The organism is uncultured Tenacibaculum sp. (genome assembly GCF_947499065.1).
In the GTDB taxonomy this organism is placed as follows: Bacteria; Bacteroidota; Bacteroidia; order Flavobacteriales; family Flavobacteriaceae; genus Polaribacter.
Genome location: NZ_CANMMT010000003.1, coordinates 366,038 through 379,510, shown reverse-complemented (window position 1 = coordinate 379,510; position 13,473 = coordinate 366,038). Strand labels below are relative to the sequence as shown.

General features: G+C 30.6%; 15 protein-coding genes. 9 read left to right on the top strand and 6 right to left on the bottom strand.

Annotated elements, in window-relative coordinates:
* The 6 genes from Q0958_RS09425 to hemA form a co-directional block, all read right to left on the bottom strand.
* Complete coding sequence (locus Q0958_RS09425) at positions 1-447, bottom strand: protease complex subunit PrcB family protein (RefSeq protein WP_299122297.1); 447 nt, start codon at positions 445-447, stop codon at positions 1-3.
* Between the two features lie 17 nt (positions 448-464).
* Entirely contained in the window at positions 465-1,754 is a 1,290-nt protein-coding gene (gene hemL, locus Q0958_RS09420) for a glutamate-1-semialdehyde 2,1-aminomutase (protein ID WP_299122296.1), read from the bottom strand.
* A gap of 48 nt (positions 1,755-1,802) precedes the next feature.
* Positions 1,803-2,195, bottom strand: a complete 393-nt coding sequence (locus Q0958_RS09415; protein ID WP_299122295.1) for a VOC family protein — start codon at positions 2,193-2,195, stop codon at positions 1,803-1,805.
* A gap of 3 nt (positions 2,196-2,198) precedes the next feature.
* Positions 2,199-3,161, bottom strand: coding sequence for a porphobilinogen synthase (hemB, locus tag Q0958_RS09410; protein WP_299122294.1), 963 nt, complete (start codon positions 3,159-3,161; stop codon positions 2,199-2,201).
* An 80-nt stretch (positions 3,162-3,241) separates the two neighbouring features.
* A complete protein-coding gene (hemC, locus tag Q0958_RS09405) occupies positions 3,242-4,828 on the bottom strand; it encodes a hydroxymethylbilane synthase (RefSeq protein ID WP_299122293.1) in 1,587 nt (528 codons plus the stop codon).
* On the bottom strand, positions 4,812-6,080 hold the full coding sequence (gene hemA / locus Q0958_RS09400; protein WP_299122397.1) for a glutamyl-tRNA reductase: 1,269 nt from the start codon (positions 6,078-6,080) through the stop codon (positions 4,812-4,814). The genes hemC and hemA overlap by 17 nt, the downstream gene beginning before the upstream one ends.
* A gap of 211 nt (positions 6,081-6,291) precedes the next feature.
* Here hemA and Q0958_RS09395 point away from each other — a divergent pair, with 211 nt between their 5' ends.
* The 9 genes from Q0958_RS09395 (at position 6,292) to Q0958_RS09355 (ending at position 13,461) form a co-directional block, all read left to right on the top strand.
* Entirely contained in the window at positions 6,292-7,179 is an 888-nt protein-coding gene (locus tag Q0958_RS09395; RefSeq protein WP_299122292.1) for an AraC family transcriptional regulator, read from the top strand.
* The gene (locus tag Q0958_RS09390; protein WP_299122291.1) at positions 7,180-7,686 is read left to right on the top strand and encodes a TrmH family RNA methyltransferase; all 507 of its coding nucleotides are present in this window, start codon (positions 7,180-7,182) and stop codon (positions 7,684-7,686) included.
* Positions 7,686-8,705: a ferrochelatase gene (gene hemH, locus Q0958_RS09385; protein ID WP_299122290.1), complete on the top strand. Its 1,020-nt coding sequence runs from the start codon at positions 7,686-7,688 to the stop codon at positions 8,703-8,705. The genes Q0958_RS09390 and hemH overlap by 1 nt, the downstream gene beginning before the upstream one ends.
* Before the next feature lie 2 nt (positions 8,706-8,707).
* Entirely contained in the window at positions 8,708-9,298 is a 591-nt protein-coding gene (locus Q0958_RS09380; RefSeq protein WP_299122289.1) for a CopD family protein, read from the top strand.
* A gap of 67 nt (positions 9,299-9,365) precedes the next feature.
* Entirely contained in the window at positions 9,366-10,277 is a 912-nt protein-coding gene (locus Q0958_RS09375; RefSeq protein WP_299122288.1) for a glutaminase, read from the top strand.
* Between the two features lie 131 nt (positions 10,278-10,408).
* A complete protein-coding gene (locus tag Q0958_RS09370) occupies positions 10,409-10,933 on the top strand; it encodes a hypothetical protein (protein ID WP_299122287.1) in 525 nt (174 codons plus the stop codon).
* Between the two features lie 470 nt (positions 10,934-11,403).
* Positions 11,404-11,616, top strand: coding sequence for a hypothetical protein (locus Q0958_RS09365; RefSeq protein WP_299122286.1), 213 nt, complete (start codon positions 11,404-11,406; stop codon positions 11,614-11,616).
* A 114-nt stretch (positions 11,617-11,730) separates the two neighbouring features.
* A complete protein-coding gene (locus tag Q0958_RS09360) occupies positions 11,731-12,636 on the top strand; it encodes a hypothetical protein (protein ID WP_299122285.1) in 906 nt (301 codons plus the stop codon).
* Positions 12,637-13,011: 375 nt separating this feature from the next.
* Entirely contained in the window at positions 13,012-13,461 is a 450-nt protein-coding gene (locus tag Q0958_RS09355) for a hypothetical protein (protein WP_299122284.1), read from the top strand.
* Positions 13,462-13,473 lie beyond the last annotated feature (12 nt).

Sequence of the window (13,473 nt, the reverse complement as noted above, 5' to 3'; positions counted from 1 at the left end):
CTATTCTGTTACAAAGACTATGTCTTTCTTTGTTTTTGGTATTTTTACTATATGTATTGGTTGTGTAAGAGCCATAGTAACCATATCCAAAGGTTTTGGTTCTTTAGACTCTATTGTTACCAATAGCTTACTTTTTTCTTCTTTTATTTTTGAAATTTCTATTGAAAACCCTCCTGTACTTTTTTCCGAGTCTATAGCAATCACTACCATATCCTTTGAAAAATCTATCAAATTATCTATTAGATTGGCCACTTCTGTTTTTTCTAAAAACGTTTTCCAGTCTCTTTCTGATTTGATTACAAGATTCTCTTTTTTAAATTTCCCTTGACTATCTGCTGATAATGTTCCTTTATATAAAGAGTTTATCATTGTTTTTTGATTTTCTTGACTATTATTTGGACATGATGCCAATAGTATACTAAAAAAAATTGCGAACATTGTTTTCATAAACTCCTTATTTTAATTTACATTTTAGAAACAGCTTCCATAGATTTATCAATCGCTTTCGCTATCTTTTCTATATCTTTTTCTGATAAAGCTGAAGATAAAAACCATGCTTCGAACTGTGATGGAGGTAAAAATACTCCATTTTTCATCATTTCCCAGAAAAACACAGCAAACTTCTCTGTATCACATGTTTGTGCTTCATCAAAATTCGTTACTTTTTTATTCGTAAAGAAAGGATTAATCATTGACCCAAACCTATTCACTGTTATTTCTACTCCATATTTTTTTGCTGATTCTAACAAGAATACCTCTATAATTTGAGCTATTTCGTTAAACTTCTCGTATGGATTTTGTTTTTTTAACTCAGTTAAAGTAGCAATTCCTCCTGCCATAGCAATTGGATTACCACTTAATGTTCCTGCTTGATACATCCCTCCTAAAGGTGCTACCATTTCCATAATTTCATTACGCGCTCCGTAAGCTCCCACCGGGAAACCTCCTCCTATTACTTTTCCTAAACAAGTAATATCAGCTTCTACATCAAATAATTCTTGAGCTCCTCCAAATTTCGATCTAAAACCTGTCATTACCTCATCTACAATTAACAAGGCTCCTTTTGATTTTAAATACTCTTTTAGCTCCTTTAAAAAATTATTTTGTGGAGTTACAACTCCCATATTACCCGCTACTGGTTCTAAAATAACTCCTGCAATATCATCATGTTCTTCAAAGTGTGCTTTTACACTTTCTAAATCGTTATAATTAGCAATTAAAGTATTCTTTACAGCTCCTTCCGGCACTCCTTTTGAGCCAGGTAAACTTAAAGTCGCTAATCCTGATCCTGCTGCAACTAATAATGCATCTTGGTGCCCATGGTAACATCCTGAAAACTTAATAATTTTGTCCTTTCCTGTAAAAGCTCTTGCTAAACGTATTCCACTTAGAACAGCTTCAGTTCCTGAGTTTACAAAACGAACTTTATCCATACCAGGAAATGCATCACAAACTATTTTTGCTAATTTAATTTCGTTTTTAGTTGATGCTCCAAATGAATATCCATTTTTTAAAGCCTTTGTAATTGCCTTTTGTACTTTTTTATGACGGTGACCTAATATCATTGGCCCGTAAGACAATACTAAATCTATATAAGAATTACCATCTACATCGATAATTTTACTTCCTTTTGCTTTTTTAATAAACAATGGATTCCCTCCTACTGAAGCAAATGCTCTTACTGGTGAGTTTACTGCTCCTACTAGATTTACTAATCCTTGTTGATATAATTCTTGTGATTTTTTAAATTCCATAACTCTACTTTAGTTATCAATTAAATTATTTTTTAGTCTGTGAGTTGTTTATTTTAATTGTAATAAATCCCACAAATTTCCATATAAATCTTTAAATACTGCTACCGTTCCATATTCAGCTTCTTTAGGCTCTCTAACAAACTCAATTCCTTTAGCTACCATATCTTTATAGTCTCTCCAAAAATCGTCTGTGTTTAAAAAGAGAAAAACTCTTCCTCCTGTTTGATTTCCTATAAAGTTTTTTTGCTCTTCTTTAGATGCTCTTGCTAACAGAATTGATGTTCCTTCTGAATTTGGTGGGGCCACAACAACCCATCTTTTATTTTGTTCTGGTTGATATGTATCTTCAATCAAAGTAAATTTAAGTTTTTTTGTATAAAACTCAATTGCTTCATCATAATCTCTTACTACTAAAGCTATATGTACTATTGATTGTTTCATTTTTTATCGCATTAAAACTCTTGCTGCTTCTTTAGCAAAATAGGTAATGATAATATCCGCCCCTGCTCTTTTCATAGATAACAAGCTCTCCATCATTACTCTTTCTCCATCTATCCATCCTTTTTCTGCAGCTGCTTTTACCATTGCATATTCTCCACTTACATTATAACAAGCTATTGGACGATCAAAATTTTCTTTTAAATCTCTAATAATATCTAAATACGACAATGCTGGTTTTACCATTAAAATATCTGCTCCTTCTTCGTCATCAAACGTAGCTTCACGTAATCCTTCATCTCTATTTGCTGGGTCCATTTGATAAGTTCTTCTATCTCCAAAACTTGGTGCAGAATCTGCTGCATCTCTAAATGGCCCATAAAATGCTGATGCATATTTTACTGAATATCCCATAATTGGTAAATTCGGATATCCTGCCTGATCCAAGCTCTCTCTAATCATGGCTATTGTTCCGTCCATCATTCCTGAAGGTGCTACCATATCTACTCCAGCTTTTGCATGCGATATTACTTGCTTTGCTAAGTTTACTAAAGTAGCATCATTATCAACATCATTATCACACAAAACACCACAATGTCCATGAGAAGTATATTCACAAAAACACACATCTGTGATCACATATAAACTTGGGTAGTTCTTTTTAATATAACGAACTGCTTGTTGCATAATTCCGTTATCATTCCATGTTTCTGTTCCTACCTCATCTTTTTCAGTTGGAATACCAAATAAAATAACCGCTGGTATGTTTAAAGCAACTACTTCATCTAATTCTTTTGAAACAGTATCTAAAGACCAACGTTTTATTCCTGGCATAGAAACAATCTCTTTTTCTATTCCTTCTCCTTCTTCAATAAATAAAGGATAAATAAAATCGTTTACCGACAATTGATTTTCTCTTACTAATCTTCGGATTCCATCTGTTTTTCTTAGTCTGCGTGTTCTAAACATAGTTTATCATATTTTCAAACAGAGCGCAGTTGAGATTTTTTTACAAATATCTCTAAACTGCGCTCGTATGACATTTTAATCTATTTTTTTACAAAGTGTAAATTCACCAATTCTATTACACTTTCTACTGTAGGTAATTTTGCAACTTCTACCTTTTCAAAATGTTTTCTTGCCTCTTTAGCTGTGCTTTCTCCTATACAAAAAGCCACTTTATCTGCTGCATTTTCTTTCATGTAGCTTTCAACTGTAGATGGACTATAAAATAAAACTCCGTTTACTTTTTCATCTACTTTAGCTGGACTATACATGGTTTTATAAGCTTCTACTTCATTTACTGTAATTCCGTTTTCTGCTAAAACATTTGGTAATGTATCTAATCTTAAGTCGCTACAAAAATATGTTACTTCCTGATCTTTTATTTCTTTTATAAGATACGCTGCTAACTTCTCAGCATTTCTTTCTGAATGTGTAACCTTACCTATTTTTTGCTCGATTAACTTTTTTGTTCTTCGACCAACACAATAAATATTTTTAAACTTCAATTCATCAGAAGTAAATGAATTCGCTATTGTTTCTACTCCATTTTTACTTGTAATGATTACATTTTCAATTTCATTTTTAACAACTTTAGGAGCTATTCTATTAAAACGAATTTTAATAAAATCGCTATCCTCAACTGCTATAGAGGTTGGTAATAATTTCTTTTGAATTTCTGATAATTTCTTTGTTGAAAATATGGCAAACTCTTTTTCAAGTCCCATATCTTCCATCATTAATTCTTTTCCTCCTTTATTAATTACATAATCTGCACAATCTTTTGCTAAAAATTTATGACGTCCAAGCTTTCCTTTCTTATTTACAGAAATCTTTTTCTTTCCGTCTCTACTTAACAAAATACCTTTAAAATTAATCTCTTCAGTTTTGTCGTCAATATAAGCTAATGCTCCAATTGGTGCTGTACATCCTCCTTCAAGTCTATTTAAAAACTCTCTTTCTATCCCAACACAAACTTGCGTTTCATAGTGATTCAATTGCTCACATGCATCTTTAGAGAAATCATCATTTTCTAAAGCTGTAATCATAATTGCTCCTTGTGCTGGTGCAGGTATCATCCATGAAAGACTAATTGCTCCCTTTGGTCTTATTCCTATTCTTTCTAATCCTGCCGCTGCAAAAACAGCTCCATTCCAATCGTTGTTTGCTAACTTCTCTAAACGCGTATTTACGTTTCCTCTTAAATCAACAACCTCATGTGTTGGGTAACGATTTAACCATTGTGCTTTTCTACGTAAACTACCTGTTGCTATAATTCCTTTTGGCTGTCCAAAAAACTCTTCATTGTCTTTTAACACCAAAATATCAGCATAGTTTGCTCTTTTTAATACAGCTGCTTGCACAATTCCTTGTGGTAATACTGTTGGAACATCTTTTAATGAATGTACTGCTATATCAATATCGCCATTTAACATAGCGATATCTAAATTCTTAGTAAATATTCCTGTAATTCCTAGTTCGTATAAAGGTTTATCTAAAACTAAATCACCAGTAGATTTAATTGGAACTATTTCACATTTATACTCTAACTCTTCTAATTGCTTGCGAACTTTGTTTGCTTGCCACATAGCCAACTGGCTATCTCGTGTACCTATTCTAATTATCTTCTGCATGGATAGTTTCTAAATTTGCTCCAAACACTTTAGCCATTACTTCTATACTTTTGTTTACAGAAGTTTCTTCATCTTTTAAGTGTTTTACAAACTGTGTAGTTATTTTTTGGATAAATCTTGATGTTATAACTTCTGCTTGAGTTTCATCAAAATCTTTTATTTTTTTCTTGTGGAAAGCTATTTCTCCTTGTTGAATTGTTTTTAACGATTGTTTTAATGCGTTAATTGCCGGTGTAAACCTTCTATGATTTAACCACTCTTGAAACTCTTCATTGTGTGTTTCAATAATTGCTTCTGCAACAGGAATTTCTTGTTGACGAATAGCTAAGGTTTCATCAGTTATTTTAGATAGTTCATCTACATTTACCAATGTTACATTATCTAATTCAGCTACTTCTTTAGAAACGTTTGCTGGCATAGACAAATCTAAAATTAACAATTCTTTATTTGTTAAAATATGTTCTTTCTTGATAGTTGCTTCTGAAGCTCCTGTAGAAACTATTAAAACATCTGTATTCGCAATCTCCTTATTTAAGTTTTCATACTTCGCATTTCTAATTGAAGTATTTTCTTTTACAAAGGCTATTGCTTTTTCTTCTGTTCTATTAATTAAACTTACCGTTTTATTTTGTGTGTACTCCGCTAAGTTTTTACAAGTATGCTTTCCCATTTTACCTAATCCAAAAACTAAAACATTTTTTGAATTATAGTCTTCTAGGTTTTTAATCATGTATTGAACAGCTGCGTAAGAAACGGATGTTGTCCCTGAACTTAACCTAGTTTCATTTTTAACACGCTTACTTGCTTGCATTACGTGGTTTAGCAATCGCTCGAAATATGCATTAGTAGTCCCAGCTTCTTTAGCTAACTTAAAGGCTTGTCTTAACTGACCTACAATTTCATAATCTCCTAAAATTTGACTATCCAATCCTGTCCCCATTCGAAACAAGTGGTTAATCGCCTCTTTATTCTTATATACATTTGATACTTGAGCAAATTCTTCTACAGACCCATTTGAATACTTACAAAGCATTCCAATTAATTGAAATGGATGATCTGCAAAACCAGTTATTTCTGTTCTATTACAAGTTGACAGTACAAAAATACCTTCCATACCTTTACTCTTAGCTTCCTCTAAAAGTGCTACTTGGTTTTCTTTAGAAACACTAAACTTCCCCCTAATAGTTGCGTCAGCTTTTTTGTAGCTAACTCCTATATTGTATAAATTCTTGTTATGTTTTTCTTCTACCATTAAGTCTTCGTCAATAAAAAGTGGGTCAAAAATATAAAGTTTCCTCATAAAAAAGTATCGCTAAAAGAACTTTTAATGTCGTTATTTGTTTTTTATCGTAAAATTAATGCTAAAACACAGATAAAGTGTATTTTTGCAATAAAATCAACTATTAAGGATGGATTACATTAGAATCATTCTAAATAAAAATTTTTAATTTATCTTTTGATATATGTCAAAAAACATCGCAGAAAGTACATTTAGAGAAGTTTCTTTAGAAAAAGTTTTTTTTGTATTAAAATTCCAAAACAACTCTAACAAAACTGAAGTATACAAAAGAGATATTGACAGCTCTTATATTCAACTACATTACTGTGTTAAAGGAAATTGCAAATTTCATTTTAACAACAATAGTTACACTTTTAACGTACTTGACAAGCATTCAATTTTCTTATACAACCCTCAACAGAATTTACCTATTAACTTAGAAATTCTACCAAAAACATCTTTAGTTTCAATAATTATATCTATTGAAAAATTTCATGCGTTGTTTTCTAACGAGGCTAGCTATATTCCTTTTTTAAGTGACGACAACAAAAACAAAAAATATTACGACAATACTGAGATAAAAGCAAATGCTTTAATAGTGCTTCAACAAATTCTAACGGCAAAAAACCAAAGCTCTATGCGTAACCTTTATATTAAAGGTAAGACATACGAACTTTTAAGTCTTCATTTTGATAATGGTGAAAACACTAACGATGAATACTGTCCTTTTTTAGTTGACGACAGGGATGTTTTAAAGATTAGAAAAGCAAAGGATATTATTATTTCAAAAATGAGTGAACCTCCTAGCCTACAAGAACTAGCTAATGAAGTAGGTTTGAACTTAAAGAAGTTAAAAGAAGGGTTTAAACAAATATACGGAGATACTGTTTACAGTTTTTTATTTGATTATAAAATGGAGCATGCTCGTAAACTTCTAGAAAGCAACCAGTTTAATGTAAATGAAGTTGGTATTCAAGTTGGATATAGCACTTCTAGCCATTTTATAGCTGCTTTTAAAAAGAAGTTTGGTACTACTCCAAAACAATATGTAATGAGCTTACAAAAAGAATAAATGAAACAACTAACACATTACGACATACAAAACACACAAAAAAGTTTTCCCATCACCATAGTTTGTGATGCTATAAGAACACCTGAAAATATTGGGATGTGTTTCCGTATTTCTGAAAGTTTTGGTGTCAAAAAAATATTTCTGCATGAAAATTCTCCAACAGTTGAAAATAGAATTGTTAAGAAAACTGCTAGGAATACATTAAGTCAAATTGACTATGAATATTATACCAATTTTGAAGAAACTATTAATAATTTAAAAGAAGAAGGAAATACTATTGTAGGTATTGAAATCACTGACGAAAGTGTAAACATTCAAGAATTTGATTTTTCCTCTAAAGAAAAAATAGTCTTGCTATTAGGAAGCGAAAGAAACGGAATTGAAAATATAAATTTAGTAGATGCAACTGTTGCTATTCCAATGTTTGGGCGCAACTCTTCTATGAATGTAATTCATAGTTTGGCTATTGCTCTATATGAAACCACAAACCAACTGAAAAGTATATAATGAAAGGAGTTTTACTTGTAAACTTAGGTTCACCAAAAAGTACTGACCCTAAGGACGTAAAAGAATATTTAGGTGAATTTTTAATGGACGAACGCGTTATTGACGTTCCATTATGGCTACGTACTTTTATTGTAAAAGGTATTATTTTAAATACTCGTCCAAAAAAATCAGCAGCTGCTTATAAAAAAATATGGTGGAAAGAAGGTTCACCACTAATTGTTTTATCGGAAAGACTACAAAGCAAGGTTCAAGCAAAAACTGAACTTCCTGTAGCATTAGCTATGCGATATGGAAACCCATCTTTAAAGACTGGATTACAAGAATTACATGACAAAGGTGTTACTGAAGTCATGCTAGTTCCACTCTATCCACAATTTGCTATGGCAACTACTGAAACAATCGTTGTGTTAGCTGAGGAATTACGTAAAGAGTTTTTCCCTCAAATGAAGATTAATGATGTACCTGCTTTTTACAACAAACCAGAATACATCAAAGCTTTATCTAACAGCATTAAAGATTACTTATCTGACAAAGATTACGATCATATATTATTCTCTTACCATGGAGTTCCAGAACGTCATATATACAAATCCGACATCACAAAAAGTCATTGTAAAATAGATGGTAGTTGCTGTAATACTCCATCTAAAGCTCATGAATTTTGTTACCGCCATCAATGCTTACAAACCACTAAAAACGTAATATCTGAATTAGATTTAGATGAAAATAAAGTTTCAACTTCATTCCAATCACGTTTAGGAGTAGACCCTTGGTTACAACCATACACTGATAGAACTATTGTGAATAAAGCCGAAAAAGACGGTATTAAAAAACTTGCAATTGTTACTCCTGCCTTTGTTTCTGATTGTTTAGAAACTCTAGAAGAAATTGCCATGGAAGGTAAAGAAGAATTTTTAGAAGCTGGCGGTGAAGAATTCTACACCGTTCCTTGTATTAATGATAATGACGAATGGGTTGATGTTTTAGCTGGATGGATTAACGATTTTAACAAAAACTAATTATGGATTTTTTATATGTAAAAGCTTTACACATTATTTTTGTAGTAACTTGGTTTGCAGGGTTATTCTATATTGGCCGTTTATTCATTTACCATGTAGAAGCTGAAAAAAAAGACGAACCTGCCAAATCCATCTTACAAACTCAATACAAATTAATGTCTAAACGTTTATGGTATATAATTACTTGGCCATCCTTATTTTTAACTAGTTTTTTTGCTTTTTGGATGCTTTGGAAAAATCCTATTTATTTAGAAATGCCATGGATGCATATAAAACTTTCCTTCGTATTAGCCTTATATTTTTATCATGGATTTTGCCACAAAATATATAGTGAACTACAAAATAACAAAATCCGCTACTCCTCTACCAAGCTTCGTATTTTTAATGAAGCTCCAACCATAATTTTATTTGCAGTTGTATTTTTAGTTGTTCTAAAAAGCACCATTAATTGGGTATGGGGAGTTATAGGCATTATTCTTTTTGGCGTTTTACTAATGATAGGAATTCGTTTTTACAAAAAAATTAGAGCTAAAAAATCTTGGGATAAATACGAACAAGAACTTATTGACGAAGACAAAAAATTAAACAGTTAAAATAACCAAAAGTTAAGTTTCAATTCTAACTCTTAAAACTCATTTATCCTTTCAATTATCTTCATTAATGGATTTTACAGAAGTAATAAAAGAAGTATACAAAAAAACAAGTAACATTGAGAACAAAGGTGAATTAGCCACTTACATACCTCAATTAGCAAAAGTGGACCCTTTAAATTTTGGGGTCCATATATCTACATTAGATAATTTGAACTTCGGTATTGGAGATTATTCTGAAAAATTTTCTATTCAAAGTATTTCCAAAGTTTTATCATTAAGTTTAGCTTACCGAACTCTTGGGGAAGATATCTGGAACCGACTTGGAGTTGAACCTTCTGGTAATGCCTTTAATTCTTTAGTTCAACTTGAAACTGATAATGGAATACCGCGAAATCCATTTATAAACGCTGGTGCTATAGTTATTTCAGACATTCTTCTCAGCATATTAGACAATCCTAAAAATGACTTTTTAGATTTTGTAAGAAACATAAGCAACAATCCAAAATTAAACTATTCTAGTAAAATTGCTACTTCTGAAAAAGAAGTTGGGTTTAGAAATATTGCCTTATGTAACTTTATTAAATCTTTTGGAAACATAAAAAATGACCCTGATGATGTTCTTGATTTCTATTTCGACCTTTGTTCTTTAGAAATGAATTGCAAAGAACTTTCCGAAGTATTTTTATTTTTAGCTAACGAAGGAAAAACAACAACAAATTCTCAAATTTTAACCAAGAGTCAATCAAAAAGAATCAATGCTTTAATGCAAACTTGTGGATTTTATGATGAGTCTGGAGAGTTTTCTTTTAAAGTCGGGTTACCTGGTAAAAGTGGTGTTGGCGGTGGAATTATAGCTGTACACCCAGGAAAATATAGTATTGCTGTTTGGAGCCCTAAATTAAACACTAAAGGAAACTCTTACAAAGGAATGAAGTTTCTTGAAGAATTCACTACAAATTCAGAATTATCCATTTTCTAACACTTCCACCAGTACCTATTCAAATTAACGAAACCTTCAATTCACCTATAGATTCATTCACTTTATCTAATTATTTCAACTTAATCAATTCTCAAAACTAATTTTAACCCAAATTTTTAAATTAGAATGAGATGTCAAATTCCTTTTTAGAACTAAAACGTTTAACTAACGAGTCTTTTCAAGACTATCTTATCAGAATTAGAAAAAACAATGCTTTTAACCATATTCCTGACGAAGTACTAGAACAATGGATGTACCCACATTTTAATCAATCTTTTACTATTAAAAATTATTCATCTATTAATTTTTATGAAGTAAAATTCAGTTTAATTGAACTCACAACAAATCAAATTAATAAGCTTACTATACTTAACAAGTTCAGCTCTTATGTAGATATGAAATCAAAACACAAGAGCTTTGAGAGTTTTTCATACTTAAACCCTAAAGATCTTAATTACTGGAAAAACAATAAAACTTGGGCTACACCTCCTATAATTATAAAACCTATAGATTTCCCTGAATTAGACAACACTAATATAAAAATTCAGAAAAATCATCATTTAATTGAAGGACATAATCGATTGGGGTATTTTAAATCTATAAACTCTTTTTCTAAATTAGCAGATACTCATAAAGTTTTTCTAATTAGAAAATAACCCTATTCCACCTCTTTTCTTACCTCCTCTCTTCCTTATCTTATCCAACTAAATTTGGAGGTTTTTTTTATACATAAAAAATCATAACAAATACATTCATAACACCATTCAACTAAGTAAACCAATCTTTTTTTTCTTTTAATTACACATTACCACATCTCAACTACACTTTCACTCTATTCATCTAATTTTCAATAAAACAACTACCATACCCTACTATCTTTGAAGTATAAACTAAAAGTTTTTTTTAATAGTTTGATTGATTAGTTAATTTAGAAAAGAAGTATCCGGGGGGGGACAGCTTCTTTTCTTTTTTATTTCAAAAAAAAGTCTCTCTTCCTTAAGAAAACTATAAAAATTGATTTCTTACTCACAATCAATCGTATATACATTTCTTACTTACGCTTATGAAATCACCCTAAATAACACGCCTTAATTGCCTTTATTTGAGAAACTTAAATTTTCATATTATGATAAACAACATTTCAAACTTAGGTGCAACTTTAAACAAAGAAGAGCTACAATCAATTAAAGGTGGAGGATATGGTTCTGTAACTTGTGGTGATGGAACTGTATTTGAAGCCACAGCAGAATCAATGAATTCAGTAGTACAAGGTGGTACTTTCTGGTGTCTACATCACGGACATGGTAATCCAACAAATTTTTCTTTCAACCCAAGATAAAATACCATCCAATTATTAAATCAGCTCTCTATTCAGAGAGCTTTTTTATTCTTCACAACCATTAAACATAGTTTTGTTTTAAGTATATTCGCTACAAACTACCCCCACTAAATAATGAATGAGATAAAAATTTCTATAAACGCTTTTGGTTTCACTGGTAATGAATATGTAGAAAGAGAAGTTCAGCAAGAAAATATTCTTACCAAAAATTCTGACGACAATTATTTAAACGAAATAGATTTAAAGCAAATACTTGAAACTATAATTCTTTCTATTAAAAAAACAAAACTATTATATCCCTGCTGTAAACAAACTAACACAATTCTTCACAACAACAATAGATTAGATAGCATAAAGTTTGAAATAAAATTTATCGATGATACTAGCACTTCTAAAATATTAGAAGAACTATCTTTTTTTGAATTAGTAGCTAAACACGAAAGTTTAGCTCCATTAATTTTAGAGTATTGTAAAATCACTGATAATGGTGAAGATGGCAATCGATTAATAATAAGAAACGAATATGACCAAGGACCTCCGGCTGGAACTTATGCCATACTTTCATTAGTTCACCAAAACAAAAAATGGATTCCTAATTATATTGAATTTTTAAGGACCAATGATTTAGAGCATGAAATTGAACAAATGTGGGATATCGAAGCTATCCTAAAAAAATACAGCTGGTGTGTTGAGACCCATAATCTTGCAATTGCAAGGAACATTAGCTGTTGTGGACAAGCTGGCAAAGAACAGTTTGAACGCTTTATAGAAAACGGCCTTGAAGAATCACTTAAAAACAAAAAAATCAGAAACCACTTTTTAAACAATATTCTAAATGAATTTCAAGAATGGAATTCTTTTAAATTTAGGTTAAAAGACGGTTCTTTTGAATATTATAAAAAGTACATCATTTCTTATGTACAACACTTTGAAAAACTATTAACAAAAAATGAAATTGTAAGTATTGAATCTTTTCTCTTACAAAAATGGGATGACTACAATAAAACAATTATAATTTAATTTCAAAACTAACAACATCTTAAACTAATGTTTTCTTTTAATTTGTAACATTTGTTACAATAACAACATTCCACTTACCATACATTTACAGAAATAATTAAACAAACAATCTTAGACAACAACTAACTGCACTAATAATGATTTCCCTCAATTTCCCATGTGCAGTTAGTATTATTAATTAAAAAAGCAACAAAAGCTTTTTCAAAAACAGTCTTTAGTTAATAATTTGTCTTTCATACTTCTTCTTAATACTACAATTAACAACTAATTCAAAAGAGTTTTCTTTTTTAAAATTCTTCATAAAATCAATTTTATTATAATTAATAGAACATAAAAAACTCCCTAAGGAGTAATTATTAATTAAAAACAAAAATTATGGAAACATTAAAAATTGAAATCCCTAAAGGATTTATCGTAAAAAATTTCGACAAAGAAACAGGTGAAATTGAACTTGAGGCTATACCTAAAAAAATAACGGAAGCCATCAGAACTATTCAAGATGTTTTGAATGACAATAACATTACACAAGAAAAACTTGACAAAATGTTTGAAAACACTCCAAAACATTTAAAGTATCAGTACATCATTGAATTATTATGTAAATCTTTAAATGAAGAATGGGTCCCTGATTGGAGCAACCCTAATGAACACAAATACTATCCTTGGTTTAAAATGAGCTCGTCAGGATTTCGCTATGATGACCATGGCCGTTGGGTTACATTTTCAGACGTGGGTTCTCACCTTTGTTTTAAAAGTCCCGAATTAGCAAAGTATGCTGGTGAACAGTTTACTGATGTTTTTAGAAAGTTTATGATAATAGAATAACTCTAAGGAACA